Source organism: Amycolatopsis sp. NBC_00348, from assembly GCF_036114655.1.
In the GTDB taxonomy this organism is placed as follows: Bacteria; Actinomycetota; Actinomycetes; order Mycobacteriales; family Pseudonocardiaceae; genus Amycolatopsis.
Window position 1 is genome coordinate 3,986,849 of record NZ_CP107994.1, and the last position, 23,443, is coordinate 4,010,291.

Consider the following 23,443-nt stretch of genomic DNA (forward strand, 5'->3'; position numbering starts at 1 on the left):
GACACCCATGATCGCACCCGGGCCGACGAATGGCGGCTTGACCCCCGCCGGGTTCAGGAGTCACATGTACGCCGTGATCCGACTGCGCTCGTCCGCCGTGCTCCTCGCCCTCGCCGGCCTCGTCGCGGCCCCGGTGCCCGCGCCGGCCGCCGCCGCTCCCGCCCAGGCCGGCCCGTCACTGGGCTTCGACCTGGACGCGGCCACCATCCCCGAGCTCCAGCAGCGGATGGACCACGGCCGCCTGAGCGCCGTGGCGCTGACCGCCGCCTACCTCCACCGGATCGACGCGCTGGACGGCAAGATCCACTCCGTCGTCGCCGTCGACCCGACGGCGTTGCGCGCGGCCGCCGCCAGCGACGCCCGCCGCCGCACCGGCCACACGCTCGGGCAGCTCGACGGGATCCCGGTGCTGCTCAAGGACAACATCGACACCCGGACGCTGCCGGCCACCGCGGGTTCGCGGGCCCTGCCGCGCAGCCGGCCGGCGGCCGACGCCGCTCTCGTGGACCGGCTGCAGCGCGGCGGCGCGGTGATCCTCGGCAAGACCAACCTCTCCGAGTGGGCCAACTACCGCTCCACGAACGCGACGTCGGGCTGGTCCGGGATCGGCGGCCAGACGAACAACCCGTACGTCCTCGACCGCAACCCGTGCGGCTCTTCCTCGGGCTCCGGCGCCGCGGTGGCGGCGAGCCTGGCGCAGGTGGCAATCGGCACCGAGACCGACGGCTCGATCGTCTGCCCGGCCGGCGCCAACGACGTCGTCGGCGAGAAGCCGACGCTGGGCCTGGTCAGCCGGACCGGTGTCGTGCCGATCTCCGCGGAGCAGGACACCGCCGGGCCGCTGGCGCGCCACGTCGTCGACACGGCCATCACGCTGTCCGTCCTGCAGGGACGCGACAAGGCGGACCCCGCGACGGCGGCGATCCCGGCGGGCCAGCCGACGGACTACGCGGCCCTGCTGCGCCCCGGTGCCCTGCGCGGCGCCCGGATCGGCGTCTGGCGCAAGGCCGGCCAGGACGCCGACGTCGACCGCGTCGTCCAGGACGCCGTCCGCACGCTGACCTCGCGCGGCGCGACCGTCGTCGAGGTCGACCTGCCCTACCAGGACGAGATCGGCGCCGCCGAGTCCCCGGCCCTGCTCACCGAGTTCAAGCGCGACGTCAACGCCTACCTCACCCACCGGCCGGGCCACCCCGCGAACCTGAACGAGCTGATCGCGTTCGACAAGAAGGACCCGGTCGAGCTGTCGAAGTTCGGCCAGGAACTGTTCGAGCAGGCGGCGGCCGCACCGGCCCCGACCGATCCCACCTACCGCGCCCAGCGCGCGACGGCGACGTCGCTGGCCCGCCGGTCGATCGACGAAACCCTGGCGGCGCAACACTTGGACGCCATCGTGGCGCCGACCAACAGCCCGGCCTGGAAGACGACCTACGGCTCCGGTGACGCGTTCGTCCTCGGCTCCTCGACCCCGGCGGCCGTCTCGGGCTACCCGAACGTGTCGGTGCCGGCCGGGTTCGCGGGCCCGCTGCCGATCGGCGTCTCGTTCTTCGCGGGACGCTGGGCGGACGCGCGGATCCTCTCGCTGGCGGCGGCGTTCGAGAAGGCGGCCCCGGCTCGCCGGGCCCCCACCTTCATCCCGTCGATCGGCTGACCGTCCACAACGGACTACCGGGCCGCGCGGTACTGCGACGGGCTGATGCCGCGCGCCCGGCGGAACGCGGTGCTCAGGTGCTGCGGGTGGCTGAACCCGCAGTCCGCGGCGATGACGCCGATCGGGTCCGCCGTCGCGGCGAGCCGGTGTTCGGCCTCGCGCAGGCGCAGGTCGAGGACCCAGCGCATCGGCGTCACGCCGGTGCTGCGGCGGAACGACCGCAGGAAGTGCCGCGGGCTGAAGCCGGCCACCGCGGCGAGCTGGTCGACGGTGACCGGGTCGCGCAGGTTCCGCCGGACGAAGCCGTCCAGGCGTGACAGCGTCCCGGCCGGCAGCCCGGCGGCGGGCGGTTCGGGTTCCGCGCCGCGCGTCAGCCGGACGAGGTGCGCGAGGCTCTGGCGGGCCACGCCGTCGACGAACAGGTCGAACGTCTCGTCCGGGGCCGCCGCCTCCGCCGTGACCTCACGCAGAGCGCGGACGAGCGGCGGCCGGTCGAAGCCGACGAGCGCGCGCCGCGGCGCCGGGAGGTCGTGGTTCGCGGCGAGGTCCGGGTCGAGGAACAGCACCGTGTAGCGGCAGAGCCCGTCGATCGCGAACGTGCCGGTGACCTCGGTGTCCGGCGGGATGTAGCACAGGCTGTTGGTCGCGGTGACGACGTCGTGGAACGGCCGGCCGTCCACCGCGAGCCGCAGCTCGCGCACGCCGGAACCCCACCAGAACAGCGCCGCGGCCGGCTGGCGGAAGCGCCAGCCGATCGGGTCCGCCGAGGTGCGGGCCAGGGTTTCGAGCCGGGCGAGCGGGGTGCCGCCCGCCGCGCGCTCGACCACCCGGCCGCCGACCTCCCGCCAGGCGGGCCGTTCCTCACCCAGAACCGTCATACCGACATTCGTACCCGCTCCGAAGGAGTCCGGTCAGGACTTCCCGAGCAGCGAACGGACGTGCTGGACGATTTCGTCGTTCGTGTAGGCGTGCCCGCCGATCCCCCAGCCGCCCGGGACGGCCTCGGTCAGCGCGACCCACGTCCGCTCGGCCAGCCCCGGGTCACCCGCGGCCGCGGCGACCTGGGCGGTGATGTCCTGGACGACGCCGAGCTGCTGCTCACGGTCCAGCGCGCCGGCGTTGGTCGTCACCTGCACGCGGACGTGGTCGCCGCCGCCACCGGCGTCCGACAGCGCGCCGTCGGGCAGTTCGTGCACGAAGGCCGCGGTGTTCTCGGTGAAGAACGGGATCACCGGGACCTTCTCCCACCGCATCACGGTCTGCGCGAGTTCCTGGGCGAGCTTCTTCTTGTCGCCGATGACGCCCGCCGGGGCGTACACGTCGATCATGGGCATGGCGGTTCTCCGTTTCGACCGGTTCAGGGCGGTGCAGTCATCCTTGAGCGGTCCGGCGGCGGCGCACTTCCACGAGGCCGCCGTCTGCTACACCTGAGCGTCAGGAAACGAGGAGGTGGTCGGAGTGGCCGATCTGCTGGGACCACGGATTTCCGGGCCGGCGCGGCTGCGGGACCTGCTGGCCGGCGAGGAGATCGTCGTCGCGCCCGGCGCGTACGACGCGCTGAGTGCCCGGCTGGTCGAGGCGGCCGGGTTCCCCGCCGTCTACATGACCGGGTTCGGCACGACGGCGTCGCTGCTCGGCCGGCCGGACGTCGGGCTGCTGACGATGACCGAGATGGTCCAGGCGGCGAGCCGGATCCGCTCGGTGGTCGAGGTGCCGGTGATCGCCGACGCCGACACCGGCTACGGCAACGCCCTCAACGTCATCCGCACGGTCCGCGAGTACGAGGCCGCCGGCGTCGCCGCGATCCACCTGGAGGACCAGGTTGCGCCGAAGCGCTGCGGGCACCTGGAAGGCAAGCGCGTCGTGCCCGCCGCGACGATGGCCGACCGGGTCCGGGCGGCGGTCGACGCGCGGTACAACCCGGACTTCGTGCTGATCGCGCGCACCGACGCCCGCGCCGTCGAAGGGCTCGACGCCGCGATCGACCGCGCCCGCCGGTACCGGGACGCCGGCGCCGACATGCTCTTCGTCGAGGCCCTGCAGTCCGAAGCCGAGATCGAACGGGTCGCGGACACCTTCCGCGACGTGCCGCTGCTGTTCAACTGGGCCGAGGGCGGCAAGACGCCGCCGCTGGGCCAGGATCGCTTGCGAGAACTGGGGTTCCGGCTGGTGATCTGTCCGATCTCGACGCTGCTGGCGGCCACCGAGGCCATGCGGTCGGTGCTCGGCCGGATCGCCCGGGACGGCACCCCGGTCAACGCCGTCCGCGACCTGCCCGGGCTGACGGACTTCGCCGAGCTGGTCGGGCTGCCCGAGATCGAAGAGATCGGCGAGAAGTACGGCGACGGCTGATTCCTCGGCTGTGCCCTGCGTCACTCCCCTTGACGACTCTAAGACGACCGGTCATATTGAAACGACCGAAGAGAGGACGAGGACATGAGCGAGATCAAGCCCCGGTTCCGCACCATCGACGGGCTGTCCGTCCGGTACGCCGAAAGCGACGGGCCGCACGAGACCGAGGCCTTGCTGCTGAGCCCGTGGCCGGAGAGCCTGTACGCCTTCGACGCGAGCTGGTCACGGCTGGCGGAACACGCCCGGCTGATCGCCGTGGACCTGCCCGGGTTCGGGCACTCCGAGCTGCGGGAAGAGCTGCTCTCCCCGCAGGCGATGGGCGAGTTCGTCGTGCGGATCGCCGACGAGCTGGGCCTGGCGAAGCCGCACGTCGTGGGGCCGGACGTCGGCACCAGCGCGGCCTTGTTCGCGGCGGCGCGGCACCCGGGCCGGTTCGCCACGGTGACCGTCGGCAGCGGCGGGACGTCCGTCCCGCTGAACCTCGGCGGGGTGCTGGACGAGTGGGTGCGGGCCGCGGACCTGGCGCCGTACCGGGCCATGGGGCCCAAGGACATCGTGACGTTCGCGCTCGCCACCATCGAGGGGTACGAGCTGCCGGAGGTCGTGCGCGAGGACTACCTGGCCGCGTACCGGGGTCAGCGGTTCGTCGACCAGATGCCGTACGTCCGGGCGTACCCCACCGAGCTGCCGATCCTCGGTGAGCTGCTGCCGGGCATCGAAACGCCGGTCCAGATCATCGCCGGCGGCAAGGACCCGGTGGTGCCGGTGGCCAACGCCGAGTACCTGCACGAGCGGCTCCCCCACAGCAAGCTCGACGTCCTCGACGCGGGCCACTTCACCTGGGAAGAGGCCGCGGCCGACTACGCCCGGGTGATCACCGGCTGGTGGCGGGCTAACATTTGAGGTGAGGTAGACGACCGCCCATATTGATCCGGAGGAGGCCCCGATGGCCCGGGCCAGCGTGCGAGAGCAGATCGTGGACGCCGCGTACAAGCAGTTCCACCGGCTCGGCTACAACGCGTGCGGCGTCAAGCTGATCACCGACAGCGCGGGCGTGCCCAAGGGGTCGTTCTACAACCACTTCGAGAGCAAGGAAGCGCTGGCGCTGGTCGTCATGGAGCGCTACGGCGCCACCCGCCGCGTGCCGGACCTGGCCAAGGCGGACGTCGCGCCGCTCACGAGGCTGCGTGATCACTTCGGCTTCCTGGCGAGCGACATCGAGAAGTACGGCTACGAGCGCGGGTGCGTGTTCGGCAACTTCAGCAACGAAGCGGCCGATCACAGCCCCGCCATCCGCGACGGCCTGGTGACGAGCTTCGCGAGCTGGTCGGCGGCCGTGGCGAGCACGATCCGCGAAGCCCAGGCCGACGGTTCCGTGGCGTCGGAGCAGGATCCGGACGTGCTGGCCCGCTTCCTGGTCAACGCCTGGGAAGGCGCCATCGTGGGCGAACGCGCGGCGAAGGACGGCTCGTCCTTCGCCGCGTTCTTCACCCTCGCGTTCGGCACGCTGCTGCGCTGAGCGGTCGCGCGTCCTGGTGCCGAACCAGGCGCCCCGGGATCATGAGTCCCAGGTGGCCACCGGGCCACGCGCGGAGGGTGGAGTGACCGACCGGACTCGCACCGGCTGAACCCAGGGCCACAACCTGGGGCCTCGTCTACTTCGGCTTCGGTCACGGTGGAAGACGAGGGAGTCGAACCCTCTCCGGCGATCGAGCGACGATCACCCGCGCTCCGGCGCGTCTCCCCACGGGCACCGGCGGTGGTTCAGCGGTGCCGCGAGCGCGGATGGCGGGCTCGGCTCGGCATCGAGTTCACGGCTTGCCCTCCCTGCTCGTCGTGGCCGAGTCGCTCGACCGCGGTCCGAAGTAGTAGCTCTCCCAGAGGATGCGCCACACCCGGCCCCGGCGTCCACCGATTTCCCTTGCGTCAGGCCGTTCCGTCGGCCATCGCGGTCAGGAACGTCGTCCAGGGGCCGTCCGGGAAGCGCTCCTGCACCCGGGCCAGGTTGGCCCGCATCGCCGCTGCCAAGGAGTCGTCGCCCTCGCGCAACGCCGACAGCTGGCAGGCCAGGTCGTGACCGGCCGGGCGCGGGTCCTCGGGATCCACCTCGACACGGTTGAAGCCGGGGCCGAAGTGGTCGGCGAACGCGTCGTACGGCGTTACGGCGCACGGGATGCCCGCCAGCGCCGCGAGGGCCGGGCCGAGCCCGACGGTCTCGACGTCGACGCAGCTCGGCGTGAACAGCACCGCGCCGTGCGAGGCCCGCGCCACCCGCACCAGGTCGATCTCGTCCAGCTGCCACGCGCCGGCGCTGTCGCGGTGGCTCGAAATCGGGACCCCGTCGAGGAAGCGGACGGCGTCGGCGGCGTCCGTCTCCGCCACGGCCTCGCGCACGACGTCCGCGTACCCCGGCTCCTCGTCGAGGCTGCCGAACACCAGCAGGACCGGGTCGGGCACGCCGAGCCGCGCGCACTCTTCACGCGCACCGGCGAACACCCGCACGGAGATGTCCACGCCCTTCACGGCGAAGACCCGCACGGGCACCAGCACGACCGGGCGGTCCGGCTCGATGTCGCGTTCGGCCAGGAACTCCCGGTGGCGGGACTCGAGCGGGCCGCCGGGCACCAGCGGGAGGACGTTGGTGAGCAGCTCCGGCTCCAGCTCGGACGGGTACTTCCGCGCCTCGGTCAGCAACGCCGGCGACACCACCGCCCACCGGTCCGATTCGGTGGTGCCGGGCACGGGCGTGAAGTCGTTGGGCGCGGCGGGGTAGAACCGTTTGCCGTCCTCGAAGATCGCGCAGCTGCCGAACAGGTCGTGGTCCCAGTACAGCACCCCGCCCGGCCGGTCCCCCGCCCACCGGCGGGCCGCGGCGCGGTGCAGCGCCGTGGTGACCGGGACGGCGTCCGAGAGGGTGAGGTTGATCGCGATCACCCAGTCGACGTCGTGCTCGGTGAACCAGTCGTGGAAGTACTTTTCGTAGTGTTCGCTGTAGGTCTCGATCTCACGCCGCAAGCCGGCGGCCTCGGCCTCGTCCAGCTCCTCCGCCGCGGCCACGGTGCGGCGGATCGTGTCGAGCTTTTCCATCCACCGCGCGGGATCCACCGATACCGGCACTGCGTCGGAGACCTGCAGCCACGACGGGTATTCGGCGCCCGGCAGGCCGCGCGGGAAGAACCGCTGCTTGTCCGCCCGCCACGAGTAGCCGAGGTCCGCGGTGACCGGGAACTCCAGCAAGTCCGCGTCACGCGCCCGGTCGACGACGTTGCGGAAGATCGTCAGCAACCCGCTGACCGGCAATCCGTCCCCACTGACCACTGCCCAGCGCATCTTCCGCCCCACCCACGGCCTCCTGTTCGTCCGGTCACCCCGTCGACACCGACCGTAGCCGGGGTCCACCCCGCGAATACCCAGTCCTGCTCGTCGCGAACCGGCCCGGTCAGCCGCGTGGTTCGCCGAACCACCGGGCAAGCGCCGGTTCCAGTTCGTCCGGGTCGCCGGCCCAGCAGACGTAGCCGTCCGGACGGACGAGCAACGGCTCGGTCGCCGCGCCCACACCTGCGCGGTCGACCCGATCCGGCCGGCGGCCGGCCACCTCGGCGAAGGCGTCGTCCGGGTCGAGCAGGACGCCGCGGCCCGGGCGCAGCAGCTCGTGCAGCCGGACCTCGCCCAGCCGCAGGTCCGGCGCCGGGCGGCCGATCGACGGGTGGGCCTCGATGCCCGGCATCTCGTAGCGGATCGCCATCCCGGACAGCAGGTCGCCGAGGTGGCGCTGCACCTCCGGCAGCTCCGCCAGCGCCACGAACAGCTCCCTGGTGGCGACGACGTCCGGGTCGCGGGTGCCCGCCCAGTCCATCAGCAGGCTCTGCGCCTGGACGTTGCGCAGCACCGCCGCGCCGACCGGGTGCCGCTCCGCGTGGTAGGTGTCCAGCAGGCCCGCCGGCGCCCAGCCGTGGACGGCGGCGCCGAGCTTCCAGCCGAGGTTCAGCGCGTCCTGCATGCCGGTGTTCATGCCCTGCGCGCCGAGCGGCAGGTGGACGTGCGCGGCGTCGCCGGCCAGGAAGACCCGCCCGTGCCGGTAGCGCTCGGCCTGCCGGGCCGCGTTGGTGATGCGCCGGCCGTAACGCAGTTCGAGCAGCTCGACGGCGGAGCCGAACACCTCCTTCAGGCCGCCGCGGATCTCGTCCTCGGTGACCGGGACGTCCCGCGCCGGCGCGTCCGGGCCGCCCAGGACGAGCCGGCGCAACGGCCGGCCCCGCGCGTCCGTGCCGAGCGGGTACAGCGCCACCCAGTAACCGTCGTCGGTCCACGTGTGCGACATCGGCTCACCGGCACCGCTGAGCCGGACGTCGGCGGCGATCACCGTCGACGTGCCCGGGCGGCCCGGGAACCCGGCCCCCAGCAGGGATCGCACCACGCTGTGCGCGCCGTCGGCGGCCACGAGGTAGCGGGCGCGGACGACCGCGCCATTGGCGAAGGTGGCGGTGACACCGTCGGTGTCCTGGCCGAGGCCGGTCAGCTCGTGGTCACGCCGGACGTGGACGCCGTGCGCGGCGAGGTGCCGCTCGAAGAACCCCTCGATCTCGACCTGCGGCACGGACCGCCACGGCAGGCGGTGGGCGGTGTTCGCCGGCGAGAACCCGATGCCGGCGAAGTGCCCGGCGCTGGTCGGGTAGTTCCCGGTCGCCAGCAACGGTTCCAGGAGCCCGCGCTGGTCGAGTGCGGTCAGCGTGCGCGACTGCACGCCGCCGGCGCGCGAGAGTTCGCTGCGCCGCGGCAGTTTGTCGACGAGCACCGCGGGCACCCCCGCCACCCGCAGCTCGTTGGTCAGCGTCAGTCCGGTCGGGCCGGCTCCGACGACGAGCACTCCGGTGTCCATGGATTCTCCCCTGGTTCGTGTCGATCAGGACGAGGCCCACGCTGCTCCCACCGCCGCGGCCGAGCCAGAAACGACGTGATCCGCGGTCGAATCCGGCACCAGTAGGCTTGTAGCGGTGGAATCCGACTACGACGAGCTGGACCGCCGGCTCGTGCACGCGCTGCAGGTCGACGGCCGGGCCGCGTTCAGCACGATCGCCGACGTTCTCGGGGTGTCGGATCGCACCATCGCCCGCCGCTACGCCCGGTTGCGGGCGATGGGGGCCGTGCGAGTGGTCGGCGACGTCGACCCGGCCGCGCTGGGTGGCGCGCTGTGGTTCCTGCGGGTGCGGTGCGCACCCACCGCGGCGGTCCCGGTCGCCGAGGCGCTGGCCCGCCGGCCCGACACGTCCTGGGTGAGCCTGACCTCCGGCGGCACCGAGATCACCTGCACGGTGCGCACGGAGACCGCGGCCGACAGCGAGGCGCTGCTGCTGGCGAAGCTCCCCCGCACCCCGCGCGTCGAGGGCGTCACCGCGCATTCGGTGCTGCACACCTTCTACGGCGGCCCGGACAGCCTGATCGCCAAGCTCGGCTGGCTGGACGACGCCGCCGTCGAGCGCCTGCGCCCACCCCCGTCGCCCCGCCGGCCGGGCCCGGTGCGGCTCGACGACGGCGACCGGAAGCTGCTCGCCGCGCTGGCCACCGACGGCCGCACCGGCATCGCCCGGCTGGCCGCCCGCACGGGCTGGTCGCCGACGACGGTCCGGCGCCGGATGAGCGACCTGCGCGACCACGGCGTCCTGTACCTGGACATCGACATCGACGCACAGCTCTTCGGCACCGGCACGCGGACCCTGCTCTGGCTCTCGGTCGTGCCGGCCCAGCTGGCGCGGGCCGGGGAAGAGCTGGCCGGGCACCCGGAGGTCGCGTTCGCCGCGGCCACGACCGGGCCGAGCAACCTCTACGCCACCGTCGTGTGCCCGGACCAGCGGGCGCTGTACCGCTACCTGACGACCCGGGTGGCGGCGCTGCCCGCGATCACGCACATCGAGACGGCGCCGGTGATCCGGACGGTCAAGCAGACCGCGAACCAGCCGTGACCCTGGTCAGGCCGGGCACAACCACCAGAGGTCCAGCTCAACCGCTCATAGGACAGCGCCTAGCCGCGGGTGTGTTCGGCGGCGAACTCGGCGAAGACGCGGTGGACATCGTCGCGGTCGAGTTCGTTCAGGATGTTGTGGCGGTCTTCGGGGAAGACGACCACCCGGGCGTCCGGCAGCAGCTCGGCGGCCTTCCGGGCGCCGTCCGCGGGGGCGAGGTCGTCTTCGGCGCCGTGCAGCAGCAGGACCGGCAGGTCAAGCTTCGCGAGGACGGCCGTCGCCCGGGGTGCGGCCGCGCCGAGTGCGCCCAGGGTCTCCAGGCGCAGGCCGCCCTGCCAGGTCAGCGGGTCGTCGCGGATCTGCTGCGCGTAGCTCGGGTGGCGGGTCAGCTCGCCGGGGTCCTTGCGCAGCTCCCAGGGGTCGACGCCGCTCGCGAGCAGGTTCACGAGCCCGCCGGCGGCGTCCGGCACCAGCGAGGAACCGGCGAGCACCAGCGCTTTCGGGCGGTCCGGCAGCCGGTCCTCGCCGACGAGCAGCGTGGCGACGGTCGCCCCGAGCGAGTGCCCGGCGACCACCAGCGGCAGCCCGGGATGCGCGTCGCGCGCCAGCTCCACGAGTGTGGCGGCGTCGGCGAGCAGGTCGTCGACCGACTCGATCAGGACGCGCTCGCCGTCACTGTGGCCGTGCCCGGCGTGGTCGTGGGCCCAGACGGCGAACCCGGCCCCGGTGAGCGCGTCGAACAAGGGCCGGTAGCTGCCGATGTGCTCGCCCAGGCCGTGGAAGAACACCACGAGCGCCTCGGGTTCGGGCGGGCTCCACTGTCCATAGTGGATCTTCCCGCGGCTTCCGCTGAATTCAGCCATCACGCGTCCCCAGTCCGTGTGCCAAGTCGGCGAGCAGGTCGCCGATTCCTTCCAGGCCGACCGAAAGCCGGATCAGCCCCGGCGTGACGCCGCTCGCCAGCTGCTGCTCCGCGTCGAGCTGGGCGTGGGTGGTCGACGCGGGGTGGATGACGAGGCTGCGCACGTCGCCGATGTTGGCCAGGTGGCTGAACAGCCGCACCCGGTCGACGAACCGGATCCCGGCCTCGGTGCCGTCCGCCAGGTCGAACGCCACCACCGCGCCGACGCCGAGCGGGAGGTAGCGTTTCGCCGCGTCGTGCCACGGGTTGCCCGGCAGCCCGGCGTAGTGCACCGCCTCGACCTCGGGCCGGTCGGCGAGCCACGCGGCGACGGCCCGCGCGTTCGACACGTGCCGTTCCATCCGCAGCGACAGCGTCTCGATGCCTTGCAGGAGCAGGAAACTGTTGAACGGCGAGACCGCGGGGCCGAGATCGCGGACGAGCTTGGTGCGCAGCCTGAGGCTGTAGCCCAGCGCGCCGAACTCCCGCGCGAAGACGAGCCCCTGGTAGCTCGGGTCCGGCCGGGTCAGCTGCGGCCAGCGGTCCGGGTCCGCGGTGTAGTCGAACGTCCCGCCGTCGACGACGACGCCGCCGATCGCGGTGCCGTGCCCGGACAGGAACTTCGTGGTCGAGTGGACGACGACGTCCGCGCCGTGCTCCAGCGGCCGCGCGAGGTAGGGCGTGGGCACGGTGTTGTCGACGACCAGCGGCACCCCGGCCGTGTGGGCGACCTCGGCGACGGCGCTGATGTCGAGGACGTTCCCCCGCGGGTTGCCCACGGTTTCGGCGTAGAGCGCTTTCGTCTCGGGCCGGATGGCGGCGCGCCAGGCCGCGAGGTCGTCGGGGTCGCGCACGAAGCCGACGGTGATCCCGAGGTCGGCGAAGGTGTGGGCGAGCAGGTTGTACGTGCCGCCGTACAGGCTCGCCGCCGCCACGATGTGGTCGCCGGCGCGGGCGATGTTCAGCAGGGCCAGCGTCGTCGCGGCCTGGCCGCTGGCCACCGCGACCGCGGCGACGCCGCCTTCGAGGTCCGCGAGCCGCTCCTCCACCACCATGGTCGTCGGGTTCGACAACCGGGTGTAGGCGTGCGTTTCCAGGTCCCGCAAGGCGAACGCCTCGGCGGCGTGGTGCGCGTCGGCGAAGGCGAACGACGACGTCTGGTACACCGGCGTCGCGCGGGCCCCGGTCGCGGGATCCGGGCGGGCGCCGGCGTGGATCTGGCGGGTCTCGAAGGTGCTCACCCGCGCTCCGCCAGCACGTCGCTCCACCACCGCTGCGCCACCTTCGGGTGCGACCGCAGCCAGCCGACCAGCGCGTTCTCCCCGAACGCCGCGTGCAGCGGGTTGTCCGCGTCCTCGCTGACGCCCTTCGCGTCCGCGGCCAGCTCGGGCGGGAGCCGCAGCGGTTCGACGACGGCGTCGAGCCGGGGCCCGAGGAAGAACGGCACCGAGAACCGCTCGACCCCGGCCTGCGGGCTGACGACGCGGTGCCGGGTGGCTTTCAGGTACCCCTGGGTCGCGATCTCCAGCATCTCGCCGATGTTGAACACGAAGCTGCCCGGCACCGGGGTGGCGTCGATCCAGCTGCCGTCGGCCGCCTGGACCTGCAGGCCGCCGATCCCGTCCTGCTGCAGCAGGGCCAGGTAGCCGTAGTCCTTGTGCGCGCCGACGCCCTGGTCCCGCTCGGCCGACGGCCGGCCGGGGTAGCGCAGGATCTTCACGTGCGTGGACGCTTCTTCGTCGAACCACGCGTCGAAGTAGGCCTCGTCCTGGCCCAGCGCCGCGGCGAGCGCGCGCAGCACCTCGCGGCTGACGCGCAGGGCTTCGGCCTGCCATTCGAGGGTGGTCTCGCGGAGCCCGGGAAGCGCTTCCGGCCATTGGTTCGGACCGATGAGCCGCTGCCACGCGGGGCCGCCGGGCGCCACCGGCTCGCGTTCCGGGCCGATGTCGATCTGCTCCCGCCAGTCGGGCGTCCCGCCGGTGTACTCGTGGCCGGTGCGGGTGTAACCGCGGAACTGCGCGGAGTGGATGTTCTCGATCGCCAGCCGCTCCTCGACGGGCAGCGCGAAGAACTCCTGGGCCGCGTCGAAGATCCCGCTGGTCAGCCGCTCGGGCACGCCGTGGCCGACCACGTAGAAGAAGCCGACGTCGTGCGCGGCCCGCCGCAGCTCGTCCAGGAACGCCGCGCGGTCCGCGGCGGGCCCGCGCAAGCGCGAGATGTCGATCAGCGGCAGGGCGGTGGCCGCCCCGGATTCCTCGAGCGTCGTCACGTCTCGCAGCCTAAGCCCGCCCCGGCGCCCGGGCCGGGTGGTCCCACATCGCGGACAGGTCCGAGCGGGGCGTCCAGTCCGCGGAAACCTGCCTCCGTCGCGGGAAAACGCTTGCCCGGCGCCGTTGCGGAACCGCAAAACCCACCGTAAAACCGCAAAAATCCGCGGCTGCCGAAGAAACACCGGGCGACCTAGCTTCGGAGCCGGAGAAACCCACTTCCCCGAGGAGCAGGAAATGCGCGCAGCGAGATCCGTCGGAGCCGCCGTCGCCGTCACGGCGGCCGTCGTCCTGACCGGAGTCACCCCCGCCCAGGCCGCGGAAGGCGTCGTGCTCGGCGCGGCCGACGCGAACGCCGTCAAGGACAGCTACATCGTCGTGCTCAAGGACAACGCGACCGACCGCGGTGACCTGGCCCGGCGCTACAGCGGCACCGTCGACCGGGTCTACACGCGGAACCTCGCCGGGTTCTCGGTGCACCTGGACGAAAAGCACGCCAAGCGGCTGGCCGCCGACACCGCGGTCGCGTTCGTCGAGCAGGACAAGACCGTGCGCACCGAGGCCGTGCAGCAGAACCCGCCGTCGTGGGGCCTGGACCGGATCGACCAGCGGAACCTGCCGCTGGACAGCAAGTACACCTACGCCACCACGGCGTCGCACCAGGGTTTCGACTTCGTCGACAACGACACGAACGCCGACGACGGCTACGGGCACGGCACGCACGTCGCCGCGACGATCGCCGGGTCGCAGTACGGCGTCGCGAAGGGCGCGCAGCTGTACCCGGTGCGGGTGCTCGGTTCCGACGGCAGCGGCACCACCGCCGGCGTGATCGCCGGCGTCAACTGGATCACCGCCAACGCGAAGAAGCCGGCCGTCGCCAACGCCAGTCTCGGCGGCGGGGTCTCGACCGCGCTCGACACCGCCGTCCGCAACTCGATCGCCGCCGGCGTCACCTGGGCGGTCGCGGCGGGCAACTCCAACGCCAACGCCTCGACGTCGTCGCCGGCCCGGGTGGCCGAGGCGATCACCGTGGCCGCCGCGGACAAGACCGACACCCGCGCGTCCTTCTCCAACTACGGCGCCGGGGTCGACCTGTTCGCCCCGGGCGTCGGCATCACGTCGGCGTGGAACACCAACGACACGGCCACCTACACCGGCAACGGCACGTCGTTCGCCTCGCCGCACGTCGCCGGCGCGGCGGCGCTCTACCTGGCCACCCACACGACGGCGACCGCGGCCCAGGTCGCCCAGGCCCTGATCAGCGCCTCGACCCCGAACCTGGTCAAGAACCCGGGCAGCGGCAGCCCGAACCGCACGCTCTACGTCGCTCCCTGACGCCGCCGCGCAAGGAGGGTGTGGCCCCGGCACTCGCCGGGGCCACACCTGTTTCACGTCTCCCAGCGGATCCCGATCCGGCCCGCGACGTCGGCCTCGGCGACGTGCACGGTCCCGCCGGAGTCCGGCACCAGCTCACGGTCGGCGTCCTCGCCGTGGACGCGGACGCACTGCGCGGGCAGCTCGGCGAAGCGGGCTTCGAGCAGGTAGTCGCGTACCGGCCGGTCGAAGATCCGCACGTACCCCCGCGCGACGGGCCGGGCCGGGAACGTCGCGCGGTATTCGACGACGACGGATTCGCCCGGCGCGGGCGGTGAGTCCAGCACGAGCTCGGCGGTCAGCCGGTCGTGGTCCAGGTCGTGCTCGACGCTGCCGACGCGGCAGTTGCGGTCCGCGACGATCTTCGGCGCCACGCCCGGCTCGAAGTGCCACCGCACCGGCCAGCGGTCCAGCCCGGCCGCGGTGGCGCGCAGGACGACGCGGGCCCGGACGGCCGAGAGCCCGCCGAGCGCGTCGATCTCCGCCCGGTCGTGCTGGCTGACGGTCACCAGCTGCCCGGCCCGGCCGCGGACCGGGGCCCGGCCACGCGGCCGCGGCGGGCCGAGCAGGGTCCCGAGGGAGCCGGCGGGCAGCTCGAGCACCTGCTCCAGCCCGGTGAGGACGCGCAGCGACTCGGCGCGTTCCGGACGGCGGCGGCCCGACTGCCAGAGGCTCAGCGTGGGCACGCTGACCGAGAGGCCGCGCCGGGCGAGCCGGTGGCGGATGCGGTCCAGGGACAGCCCGCGCGCGACGATCGCCGCCCGCAGCGCGGCCGGGAACGGCCCGTGCGCGAGCAGGTGGTCGAGGTCGGCCGGCCGTTCGGTGGCGCGGTGCATGAGGACTCCTCGGGACGGATCGGTCGCGGAGACACGCTCAGCGACAACAGACCCGTCTCGCGGACGCCGTCGGACACGGTCGTGTGAGACGCCATCCCGTTGCCATGCACCGAAAGTAAGAACACGTGCGTGAAGTGTCAACGATGTCCGAATCATGAACATTTCTCACGACGTGGCGCGGACGCACTCCTGGCGCAGGCCGTCGAGCATCACGGTCGTCAGGTGGTCGTCGGGCCGGGCGCCCGGGCGGCAGACCACCACCGCGAGCAGGGCGACAACGTCCGGCGGCGGGATGTCCCGGCGCACGGCGCCCTCCCCCTGCGCCCGCTGGACGACCCGCGCGAACAGGTCGTCGCTCTCCTGTTCCAGCTCGGGCAGCCCGGTCCCGGCGGGCAGCGACCCGGCCAGCGACTTGGCCAGCGCCAGCGGCAGGCCGGCGCAGAACCGCACGATCGCCACCAGCGCCTGCCACCCGGTGTCCTCCCGCTCCAGCGCGCCGGCGCCGAACTCGATCAGGTCGCGCAACGCGCCCGCGGCGATGTCCAGCAGCAGCGCCTGCCGGTCCGGGAAGTGCCGGTACAGGGTGCCGACGCCCACCCCGGCCGCCTGGGCGATGGTGTCCATGCAGACGTCCGGGCCGCGCTCGGCGAACAGGGTCAGGGCGGCCGCGGCGATCCGCTCGCGGTTGCGCAGCGCGTCCGCTCGCATCGGCGTCCCTCCCATCAACCGGAATATCACCTTCAGCTTAGGGTACGGTGGTTCCGGAAGATGAAGTTCCGGTTCACCTTGGAGGCATGATGCGGATCGGCCTGTACGTCCCCAGTGCGGACGTGACCCTGGACGACATCGGCGCGCAGGTCGGCGCCGCGGAGACCGCGGGGCTGGACAGCGTCTTCTTCCCCCAGCTGACGGCGTGGGACGCCCTGACGGTGGCCGCTCTGGTCGGGCAGCGGGTACCGCGGATCGGCCTGGGCACCGCCGTCGTGCGGACCTACGCCGTGCACCCCCTCGCGCTGGCCGGGCAGGCGCTGAGCGTGCAGGCCGCCATCGGGAACCGGCTGACGCTCGGCATCGGGCCCAGCCACCGCGAGATCATCGAGGGCCAGTACGGCCTGTCGTTCGACCGCCCCGCGCGCCACGTCCGCGAATACCTGCAGGTGCTGCGGCCGCTGCTGCGCGGCGAAGAGGTCGAGCGGCGCGGGGAGGCCGTCAGCGCCGCGGGGATCGTCGACGTCCCGGGCAGCACGCCGCCGTCGGTGCTGGTCTCGGCCCTCGGGCCGGTGATGCTGCGGATCGCCGGGGAGCTCGCGGACGGCACGACCACGGTCTGGGCCGGGCCCGAGGTGATCGGCGACCACATCGTGCCGGCCGTCACGCGAGCCGCCGCGGCGGCCGGGCGGCCCGCGCCGCGCGTCGTGGCCACGATCCCGGTGAGCGTGACGGCCGACCCGGACGGCGTCCGCGCGGATCTCGCCGCCCGGCTGGGCGCCGCCAGCCGGTTCGCCAGCTACCGCCGTCTCCTGGGCGAACAGGGCAAGACCGACACGTCCGAGACCCTCGTGGCGGGCGACGAAGACGCGGTCGCGGCCGCGATCCACCGCTTCGCCGAAGCCGGCGTCACCGAGCTGGTGGCCAGCGTGGCCGGCGGCGAAGCCGATCGCGCCCGGACCGTCGAAACCCTGAGGCACCTGCGGAAAACCCTGCCGCAGAACGACGTTTCGTGACGGCTACGGCGTGACCGGCGCCCCGGAGTCCGGCACGCCCGCGTAATCAGGCAGCTCGACGCCGTTGATCGCCCGCTCGACCAGCTCGGTGAGCGCCTCCATGTCGGGCTCCTCGCCCGGCTCGTCGTCCGGCCCGGGGACCGCGAGACTGCGCACGTGCAGCCGGCCGATCTCCTGGTTGGCCTCGACGAACGACCGCATCCGCCGCTCGTAGCCGGCGAACCCGGCCGCCGGGTCCCAGCCGGCGGCGGCCAGCTCCCCGGCCAGCAGGTAGGCGCCGACCAGGGCCAGCCCGGTGCCCTGCCCGGACATCGGCGACGCGCTGAACGCGGCGTCCCCGAGCAGCCCCACCCGGCCGCTCGACCAGCGGTCCAGCACCACCTGGGCGACCTGGTCGAGGTAGAAGTCCGGGGTGTCGTCCAGGTGCGCGAGGATCTGCGGGGTCAGCCAGCCCAGGCCGGCCATCCGCTCGCGCAGCAGGTCCTTCTGGGCCGCGATGTCGCGGTAGTCGACGTCGAACTCGGCCGCGGGGAAGGAGAACATGGCCATCGCCCGGGTGGTGTCCCCGATGGGCCGCAGGCTGGCGGAGCGCCCGGACGCGCGGTCCTGGTGGTCGAGCAGCCAGCGATCCAGCCCGAACTCGTTGGGCACGCTGTAGAAGGCGAGCACGAGCCCGAGGTGGCGGACGAACCGCTCGCGCCGCCCGAAGACCATCGCCCGCAGCGCCGAGTGCAGCCCGTCCGCCCCGATCACCAGGTCGAAGCGCCGCCGGACGCCGCCCGCGAAGGTCACGTCGACACCGGTGTCGTCCTGGAGGAGCTCGGCGATCCGGTCGCCGAAGAGGTACTCGACGCCGTCGCGGGTGTCGTCGTAGAGCACCTGGGACAGGTCCCCGCGCAGGATCTCGATCTCCGAGATGTACCCGTCGCCGCCGTCGTCCTCCGCGCTGAAGGTCTCCAGCACGGTCCCGTCGGCGTCCACGGTGTGCGCGCCGGCGGTCTGCGTGCGGGCCGCGCGCACCGCCGCGTCCAGCCCCATCCGCCGGATGACCTCCTTGGTCACCCCGCGCGCGTCGACCGCCTGCCCGCCGGGCCGCAGCTCGGGAGCCCGCTCGACCACGGTCACCTCGGCCCCGCGCCGGCGCAGCCAGTGGGCCAGCGCCGGCCCCGCGATGCTCGCTCCCGCCACCAGAACCCTGATACCGCTCACCGTGTCCCCCGCTCACCGTCCGGCTCTCGGTCCGAAGTGTACGGTGCGCCGCGGCCCCGGCGAACGACGCGACTACCGATTCGCCCGGCTTCTCCCGGTTCCGGCCGTCCGGAGATTTCCGGTGTCCGGCAACGATCCCGGCTCGCCGATGCCGAACAGCGACAGGAGCGGCCCGGTCATCGCCGTCGTGACGATCGCCATCACGACCATCATCGAGTACAGCGCTCCACTCAGGACACCGAGCTGGAGCCCGACGCTCAGCACCACCAGCTCGGTGAGGCCGCGGGTGTTCATCAACGCGCCCATCCCGAGGGCGTCGCGGGTGTCCAGCCCGACCAGCCGGCCGCCGAGGAAGCCGCCGCCGAACTTGCCGGCCACCGCCACCAGGAGGATCAGCCCGAACGTCAGGAGCCCGGCGGTGCCGACGCCGGCGAGGTCGACCTGCAGTCCCGCGACGACGAAGTACACCGGCAGCAGCAGCTTCCCGATCTTGTCGGCGTAACCGGCCAGCTCCGCGCGGGCGTCGGCCGACTCGCCGCGCGGGAGCAGCGCGCCGAACAGGAACGCGCCGAAAATGAGGTGCAGGCCCAGGAACTCGGTGATCCAGCCGGCGGCCAGCACGCCGACGAACACCACCGTCAGCCGGTCCGCGGGCACCCGCCGCGCCCGCTCACCCCGCTCGCGCCACAGCGCCCACCGCAGCACCGGCCGGAGCGCGACCAGGGCCGCGACGAACGGGACGACCAGGAGCAGCCGCCACGGACCGGCCCCCGCCGGCTGCGCGATGGCGGCCACGACCGTGAGCAACGTCCAGGCGAGCACGTCGCTCATCGACGCGGTCGCCAGTGCGAGCCGGCCGAGCGCGGTGTGCTGCAACCGCCGGTCGGTGAGGATCCGGGCCAGTACCGGGAACGCGGTGACCGCCATCGCCGCGCCGAGGAACAGCACGAACCCGAGCGGGCTGCGCGGGTGCTGCCCGGCGATCAGCACGACGCCGAGCCCGGCGCCGAGACCCAGCGGGAGCAGGGTGCTCACCACCGACAGCCCGATCGCGGATCCGGTGGCGCGGCGCAGGTGCGCGTGGTCCAGCTCGAACCCGACGGCGAACATGAACAGCGCGACCCCGACGTTGGCCAGCGCGCTCAGGGTCGGCCGGGCGGCCGCCGGGACGAGTGTCTCGGCGACCGCGCCGTGGAACAGCGTCGGCCCGAGCAGAAGACCGGCGACGATCTCGCCGATCACCGGCGGCTGTCCCAGCCGGAGCGCGGCCGCGCCGCAGAGCCGGGCCAGCACGAGGATCAGCACGAGGTCGGCGAAGACCAGCGGCACGCCGGTCACCGGGTCACCTCACGGGCGCCTCCGGCCGCCAGGCACGCCCGGATCCGCGCGGTGAGCGCCGAATCGAGCGTCTCGCACTCCCCCAGCGCGCTGCGCCAGAGCCAGTGGGCCTTCTCCGGGCTGCCGACGGCGAGCGCGGCTCGCGCCAGGCCGTTGAGCGCCCGGGCGATGACGGCCCGCACGCCGGTCCGGCGGCCCAGCTGGAGGGCCGACTCGTGCACCTGCCGCGCGCCGTCGAAGTCTCCCGCGTCGTAGAGGGTTTCGCCGAAGCTGTTGAGCGCGCCCGCTTCCAGCAGCGGCTCCCCGGTGATCTTCGCCAGGGCGAGGGCGCGCTGGTGGCAGTGGAGCGCGTCGGAGATGCGCCCGGCGTCGCGGTGGACGTCGGCGAGGTGGGTCAGCACGATCCCCCGCTCGACCCGGTGGTGCGGCCGGCTCAGCAGGCCCAGGGCCCGGTTGAGGTGCGTGACGTCGGCGGGCTGGTGCCCCAGCAGGGCGTGCGCCCGGCCGAGCGCGCCGAGGATCAGGCCGTGCTGCGTCTCGTTCCCGGTCTCCGCCACCAGCCCGAGCGCGGTGCGCAGGTGCACGACGGCCTCGGCCGGTTTGCCCCGGTCGAGCGAGATCTCGCCGAGGACGCGCAGGGCGTACCCCTCGCCCTCGCGGTCGCCGGCGTGCCGGTGGACGTTCAGCGCGCGACGGCAGAAGTCGACCGCGTCCCGCGTCGGGCCCAGCAGGCGGGCCACCTCCGCCAGCACCGACAGGGTCTGCGCCTCACCCCGCACCTCGCCCAGGTCCCGGCGCAGGACCAGCGCGTCGACCAAGTGGGTGCGGGCGTCGTCGAGCGTGCCGGTCCGGGCCTCGAAGCGGCCCAGGTCGTGCAGGGCCTCGGCTTCCCGGCGCTGGTCCCCGGTGCGCCGGGACGTCTGCAGGGCCCGCAGCGTCAGCGCCTTGGCCGCGTCGAGGTCGCCGCCGAGCTCCGCGTGCCGGGCCCAGGCCCGCGCCAGCGCGATCGACCGGGCCGGGCGGGCGACGTCGGAGTCCAGGTCGGCCAGGGCGAGCAGGGCCGGGAGCCGGTTGCCGCAGGCGCCCGGCTCGCCGCGGCCGGGGGACGCGCCCCGCGGGGCCGGGACGAGGACCGTGGTGTCCGCCTCGTCCAGGTAGTACTCGACGAGCTGGTCGACCACCGCGGCCCGGGTCCGGTGCGGGATGTGGCGCTCGGCCAGGCCGGCGGCGTAGCGCCGGACCAGTTCGTGCATCGTGAAGCCGGGCAGCTCCGCGCGGAGCAGGCCCGCGTCGGCGAGGTCCGCCAGCAGCCCACGCGCCCGCGCAGTGGTCACGCCCGCCATCGCCGCCGCCGCGCCCTCTTCGATCGGCGCGCCGGGGTGCAGCCCGAGCAGGAGGAACAGCTCCCGGGTGGCGCCGGTGAGCGCGCGGAAGGAGCTCCCGAACGCGGCCGCCACCCCGCCGAGCTGCCGCAGCGGATCGGTCAGTTCCGCGGTGACCGTCTCCGGGGTGCCGTACGCCAGGTGCTCGACGGCCGCGCGCAGGGCCAGCGGGAGCAGGCCGCACTTGCGGGCCAGCTCGCCCAGGGCCGTGCGCCCGCCGGCGTCGGGGTGCCCGGCGCCGGCGGTCAGGAGGGCGACGGCGTCGTCCTCGGGGAGGGTGTGCAGCGGCAGCCGGACCAGCCGGTCGATCCCGGTGAGCCGGTGCCGGCCCGTGAGGAGGACCAGACATCGCCCGGTGGCCGGCACCAGCGGGGCCACCTGGGCGGCGGACGCGGCGTCGTCGAGCAGCAGCAGGATCCGGCGGTCGGCGAGCACCTCCTGGAACGCGGCGGCCCGCCGGGCGGGGTCGGCGGGCACCGGGTGGTCGAGGGCACCGAGCAGGTGCTCCAGCGCGACGCCGGGTGGCAGCGGTGTCTCACCGGTCCCGCGCAGGTCGAGGTAGAGCTGCCCGTCGGGGTAGTCGTCGGCCAGCTGGTGCGCCGCGTACAGCGCGACGGCCGACTTGCCGCTGCCGGGCATGCCCTCGATCGAGACGATCCGGGGCGCCTCGGTCCGGCCGTGCCCGGCGTGCAGGATCCGCGTCAGCTCGGCGGCGCGGCCGGCGAACGACGGCGGTGGCGCGGGCAGCTGGGCGGGGGTGGGCCGCGGGCCCGCCGGGGCGGCCGGGGCCGCGTAGAAGTCCCCGAGGTCGTCGCGCAGGATCGCCGCGTGCAGGTTCCGCAGCTCCGCGCCCGGTTCCACGCCCAGCTCGTCGATGAAGTGCCGCCGGGTCTCCCGGAAGAACTCCAGGGCCTCGGGCTTGCGGCCCGACAGGTAGAGGCAGCACATCAGGGCCTTGCGCAGCCGTTCGCGCAGCGGGTTCTCCCGGACGAGCGTGAAGAGCTCGGCGAGCAGTTCTTCGTGCCCGCCGACCGCAAGATCGGACTCGACGCGGCGTTCGAGCGCGTCGAGCCGTTCGCTCTCCAGGCCTTCGCAGAGCGCCTCGCGGACGTGCTCGGCCATGCCGACCAGCGGCTGGTCCCGCCACAGCGCGAGCGCCGTGCGCAGGTCGCCGGCGACCCGGTGCAGGTCGTCGGACCGGCGGGCCAGCCGCACGAGGCTGCGGAACCGGCCGACGTCGACGGCTTCGGGGTCGACGTCGAGCCGGTAGCCGGAACCGGTGGTCACGACGTACTCCCGGGGATCCGCGCCGAGCGCGCGCCGCACCTGGGAGATGTAGACCTGGATGGCGGCCCGGGCGCGGGCCGGCGGTTCCTCCGCCCAGAGCACGTCCACGAGGCGGTCGACCGACACCGTCCGTCCCGGGTTCATCAACAGGGTCGCCAGCGTCTGGCGCGCGCGGGGTGGTCCCAGTTCGATGGCTCGGCCGTCCCGGTGTACCGCCAAGGACCCCAATACGAAAAACCTCAGCATCTGAAGAACCCCCAAAGTCGATCAGCCTGCTTGGATCCGGCTTACCAAGAACTCACAAGTAGATCAAGAGCTTTCAATCTTTGGTAAATGATTCGACGAGCGCCGCGAACGCCTGACCTGCGATTGCCGGAAATCGCCGATCCGGCCGGGCCGGTTCGACGATTTCGAGCGACCCGCGGGGCTCAGCTCACGACCCCCAGGCTCGCCAGCCACCGCTCGTCGTCGGTGTCCAGCACGCGGGTGCCGACGGCGATGGTCGGCGTGCCGCGGAAGGCGCGCCCGTTGCCGTCCGGGCGGTCGACCTGGAACGCCGGCTCGGCCTTCACCTGCTCGAAGGCGGCCTCGACCTCGGCGAAGTGGGTTTGCCCGGTGACGCAGGCCGCGAACTCCGGCGCGGTGATCCCGAGGTCGTGCCCGATCGCGATCAGCTTCGGGTCGTCGAAGACCGGGGCCGCCTCCGGGGGCTGGTTGTGCATCAGCGTCTCGTGGTAGGAAACGAACCCGCCCTGATCGGCCGCGCACAACGCCGCGTTGGCCGCGCGCAGCGAATAGCGGTCGCTGTTCGGTTTCCGCTGCAGCATCGGCAGTTCGTGGTAACGCACCTTGAGCCGGCCCGCGTCGAGTTCCGTCCGGATCCGCTCGGAATACTTCTTCTCGAATTCCGCGCAGTGCGGGCAGAGGAAATCCTCGTACACGTCGATCGTCACCGGCGCGGAATCCTTTCCCGCGGTGACGACGGCGTCCTGCCGGACCGCCGGATAACTCGCGGAAACGGATTGCGCGTGCACTTCCTGGGGCGTCCGGAAGAGCCACACGAGCGCGCCGGCCACCACGGCCAGCACGAGCACGCCGACAAAGATCAGGTTGGCTTTCCGGCGCCGGGAGCGGACCGAGGTGGTCGCGTCCATCAGCACTT

Annotated in this window: 20 protein-coding genes; 7 read left to right on the top strand and 13 right to left on the bottom strand. The window is 73.4% G+C overall.

Features of this window, described 5'->3' with window-relative positions; translation table 11 throughout:
- The first annotated feature begins 64 nt into the window (after nt 1-64).
- The gene (locus tag OHS58_RS17160) at nt 65-1,651 is read left to right on the top strand and encodes an amidase (RefSeq protein ID WP_328648973.1); all 1,587 of its coding nucleotides are present in this window, start codon (nt 65-67) and stop codon (nt 1,649-1,651) included.
- 14 nt (nt 1,652-1,665) lie between these two features.
- Here OHS58_RS17160 and OHS58_RS17165 read toward each other — a convergent pair whose 3' ends face one another.
- Together OHS58_RS17165 and OHS58_RS17170 are read right to left on the bottom strand one after the other, a co-directional pair.
- Entirely contained in the window at nt 1,666-2,529 is an 864-nt protein-coding gene (locus tag OHS58_RS17165) for an AraC family transcriptional regulator (RefSeq protein ID WP_328648974.1), read from the bottom strand.
- A 33-nt stretch (nt 2,530-2,562) separates the two neighbouring features.
- Nucleotides 2,563-2,985, bottom strand: a complete 423-nt coding sequence (locus tag OHS58_RS17170; protein WP_328648975.1) for a tautomerase family protein — start codon at nt 2,983-2,985, stop codon at nt 2,563-2,565.
- Between the two features lie 124 nt (nt 2,986-3,109).
- Between OHS58_RS17170 and OHS58_RS17175 the strand changes: the two genes are divergently transcribed.
- The 3 genes from OHS58_RS17175 to OHS58_RS17185 all read left to right on the top strand — a co-directional run bounded on the left by OHS58_RS17175 (nt 3,110) and on the right by OHS58_RS17185 (nt 5,522).
- Nucleotides 3,110-4,003, top strand: coding sequence for an isocitrate lyase/PEP mutase family protein (locus OHS58_RS17175; protein WP_328648976.1), 894 nt, complete (start codon nt 3,110-3,112; stop codon nt 4,001-4,003).
- 84 nt (nt 4,004-4,087) lie between these two features.
- Nucleotides 4,088-4,906 carry an alpha/beta fold hydrolase gene (locus tag OHS58_RS17180; protein WP_328648977.1) on the top strand — a complete coding sequence of 273 codons (819 nt, stop codon included), beginning with the start codon at nt 4,088-4,090 and terminating at the stop codon, nt 4,904-4,906.
- Nucleotides 4,907-4,949: 43 nt separating this feature from the next.
- The gene (locus tag OHS58_RS17185) at nt 4,950-5,522 is read left to right on the top strand and encodes a TetR/AcrR family transcriptional regulator (protein WP_328648978.1); all 573 of its coding nucleotides are present in this window, start codon (nt 4,950-4,952) and stop codon (nt 5,520-5,522) included.
- Between the two features lie 407 nt (nt 5,523-5,929).
- Here OHS58_RS17185 and OHS58_RS17190 read toward each other — a convergent pair whose 3' ends face one another.
- Both OHS58_RS17190 and OHS58_RS17195 read right to left on the bottom strand, forming a co-directional pair.
- The gene (locus tag OHS58_RS17190) at nt 5,930-7,333 is read right to left on the bottom strand and encodes a hypothetical protein (protein ID WP_328648979.1); all 1,404 of its coding nucleotides are present in this window, start codon (nt 7,331-7,333) and stop codon (nt 5,930-5,932) included.
- A gap of 109 nt (nt 7,334-7,442) precedes the next feature.
- Nucleotides 7,443-8,882 (bottom strand): FAD-dependent monooxygenase, encoded by a 1,440-nt coding sequence (locus OHS58_RS17195; RefSeq protein ID WP_328648980.1) that lies wholly within the window; start codon nt 8,880-8,882, stop codon nt 7,443-7,445.
- Between the two features lie 115 nt (nt 8,883-8,997).
- Here OHS58_RS17195 and OHS58_RS17200 point away from each other — a divergent pair, with 115 nt between their 5' ends.
- Nucleotides 8,998-9,963, top strand: a complete 966-nt coding sequence (locus OHS58_RS17200; RefSeq protein WP_328648981.1) for an Lrp/AsnC family transcriptional regulator — start codon at nt 8,998-9,000, stop codon at nt 9,961-9,963.
- Nucleotides 9,964-10,022: 59 nt separating this feature from the next.
- On the opposite strand, the gene OHS58_RS17205 is transcribed toward OHS58_RS17200, so the two are convergent.
- From OHS58_RS17205 to OHS58_RS17215, 3 genes are read right to left on the bottom strand one after another with little or no spacing between them, the layout of a single operon-like run.
- Nucleotides 10,023-10,826 carry an alpha/beta fold hydrolase gene (locus tag OHS58_RS17205; RefSeq protein ID WP_328648982.1) on the bottom strand — a complete coding sequence of 268 codons (804 nt, stop codon included), beginning with the start codon at nt 10,824-10,826 and terminating at the stop codon, nt 10,023-10,025.
- A complete protein-coding gene (locus OHS58_RS17210; RefSeq protein ID WP_328648983.1) occupies nt 10,819-12,105 on the bottom strand; it encodes an O-acetylhomoserine aminocarboxypropyltransferase/cysteine synthase family protein in 1,287 nt (428 codons plus the stop codon). The genes OHS58_RS17205 and OHS58_RS17210 overlap by 8 nt, the downstream gene beginning before the upstream one ends.
- Nucleotides 12,102-13,133: an isopenicillin N synthase family dioxygenase gene (locus tag OHS58_RS17215; RefSeq protein ID WP_326948851.1), complete on the bottom strand. Its 1,032-nt coding sequence runs from the start codon at nt 13,131-13,133 to the stop codon at nt 12,102-12,104. The genes OHS58_RS17210 and OHS58_RS17215 overlap by 4 nt, the downstream gene beginning before the upstream one ends.
- A gap of 235 nt (nt 13,134-13,368) precedes the next feature.
- On the opposite strand from OHS58_RS17215, the gene OHS58_RS17220 reads away from it, so the two are divergent.
- The gene (locus OHS58_RS17220) at nt 13,369-14,466 is read left to right on the top strand and encodes a S8 family peptidase (RefSeq protein WP_328648984.1); all 1,098 of its coding nucleotides are present in this window, start codon (nt 13,369-13,371) and stop codon (nt 14,464-14,466) included.
- A gap of 53 nt (nt 14,467-14,519) precedes the next feature.
- Here OHS58_RS17220 and OHS58_RS17225 read toward each other — a convergent pair whose 3' ends face one another.
- Together OHS58_RS17225 and OHS58_RS17230 are read right to left on the bottom strand one after the other, a co-directional pair.
- Nucleotides 14,520-15,341, bottom strand: a complete 822-nt coding sequence (locus OHS58_RS17225; protein WP_328648985.1) for a hypothetical protein — start codon at nt 15,339-15,341, stop codon at nt 14,520-14,522.
- A gap of 165 nt (nt 15,342-15,506) precedes the next feature.
- A complete protein-coding gene (locus OHS58_RS17230) occupies nt 15,507-16,049 on the bottom strand; it encodes a TetR/AcrR family transcriptional regulator (RefSeq protein WP_328648986.1) in 543 nt (180 codons plus the stop codon).
- A gap of 86 nt (nt 16,050-16,135) precedes the next feature.
- Between OHS58_RS17230 and OHS58_RS17235 the strand changes: the two genes are divergently transcribed.
- A complete protein-coding gene (locus tag OHS58_RS17235; RefSeq protein ID WP_328648987.1) occupies nt 16,136-17,065 on the top strand; it encodes a TIGR03564 family F420-dependent LLM class oxidoreductase in 930 nt (309 codons plus the stop codon).
- A 3-nt stretch (nt 17,066-17,068) separates the two neighbouring features.
- Here OHS58_RS17235 and OHS58_RS17240 read toward each other — a convergent pair whose 3' ends face one another.
- From OHS58_RS17240 to OHS58_RS17255, 4 genes are all read right to left on the bottom strand, one after another.
- Nucleotides 17,069-18,256, bottom strand: coding sequence for an FAD-dependent monooxygenase (locus OHS58_RS17240; RefSeq protein WP_442875565.1), 1,188 nt, complete (start codon nt 18,254-18,256; stop codon nt 17,069-17,071).
- Between the two features lie 90 nt (nt 18,257-18,346).
- Complete coding sequence (locus tag OHS58_RS17245; protein WP_328648989.1) at nt 18,347-19,612, bottom strand: cation:proton antiporter domain-containing protein; 1,266 nt, start codon at nt 19,610-19,612, stop codon at nt 18,347-18,349.
- Nucleotides 19,609-22,527 carry an AfsR/SARP family transcriptional regulator gene (locus tag OHS58_RS17250; RefSeq protein WP_328648990.1) on the bottom strand — a complete coding sequence of 973 codons (2,919 nt, stop codon included), beginning with the start codon at nt 22,525-22,527 and terminating at the stop codon, nt 19,609-19,611. Before OHS58_RS17250 ends, OHS58_RS17245 begins: the two co-directional genes overlap by 4 nt.
- A gap of 182 nt (nt 22,528-22,709) precedes the next feature.
- Nucleotides 22,710-23,435, bottom strand: coding sequence for a DsbA family protein (locus OHS58_RS17255; protein ID WP_326953964.1), 726 nt, complete (start codon nt 23,433-23,435; stop codon nt 22,710-22,712).
- Nucleotides 23,436-23,443 lie beyond the last annotated feature (8 nt).

Excerpts from the sequence above, each read along its gene's own strand:
- OHS58_RS17160 (WP_328648973.1), top strand. The coding sequence starts at position 65 with ATGTACGCCGTGATCCGACTGCGCTCGTCCGCCGTGCTCCTCGCCCTC.
- OHS58_RS17165 (WP_328648974.1), bottom strand. The coding sequence starts at position 2,529 with ATGACGGTTCTGGGTGAGGAACGGCCCGCCTGGCGGGAGGTCGGCGGC.
- OHS58_RS17170 (WP_328648975.1), bottom strand. The coding sequence starts at position 2,985 with ATGCCCATGATCGACGTGTACGCCCCGGCGGGCGTCATCGGCGACAAG.
- OHS58_RS17180 (WP_328648977.1), top strand. The coding sequence starts at position 4,088 with ATGAGCGAGATCAAGCCCCGGTTCCGCACCATCGACGGGCTGTCCGTC.
- OHS58_RS17185 (WP_328648978.1), top strand. The coding sequence starts at position 4,950 with ATGGCCCGGGCCAGCGTGCGAGAGCAGATCGTGGACGCCGCGTACAAG.
- OHS58_RS17190 (WP_328648979.1), bottom strand. The coding sequence starts at position 7,333 with ATGCGCTGGGCAGTGGTCAGTGGGGACGGATTGCCGGTCAGCGGGTTG.
- OHS58_RS17195 (WP_328648980.1), bottom strand. The coding sequence starts at position 8,882 with ATGGACACCGGAGTGCTCGTCGTCGGAGCCGGCCCGACCGGACTGACG.
- OHS58_RS17205 (WP_328648982.1), bottom strand. The coding sequence starts at position 10,826 with ATGGCTGAATTCAGCGGAAGCCGCGGGAAGATCCACTATGGACAGTGG.
- OHS58_RS17220 (WP_328648984.1), top strand. The coding sequence starts at position 13,369 with ATGCGCGCAGCGAGATCCGTCGGAGCCGCCGTCGCCGTCACGGCGGCC.
- OHS58_RS17225 (WP_328648985.1), bottom strand. The coding sequence starts at position 15,341 with ATGCACCGCGCCACCGAACGGCCGGCCGACCTCGACCACCTGCTCGCG.
- OHS58_RS17230 (WP_328648986.1), bottom strand. The coding sequence starts at position 16,049 with ATGCGAGCGGACGCGCTGCGCAACCGCGAGCGGATCGCCGCGGCCGCC.
- OHS58_RS17235 (WP_328648987.1), top strand. The coding sequence starts at position 16,136 with ATGATGCGGATCGGCCTGTACGTCCCCAGTGCGGACGTGACCCTGGAC.
- OHS58_RS17250 (WP_328648990.1), bottom strand. The coding sequence starts at position 22,527 with ATGCTGAGGTTTTTCGTATTGGGGTCCTTGGCGGTACACCGGGACGGC.
- OHS58_RS17255 (WP_326953964.1), bottom strand. The coding sequence starts at position 23,435 with ATGGACGCGACCACCTCGGTCCGCTCCCGGCGCCGGAAAGCCAACCTG.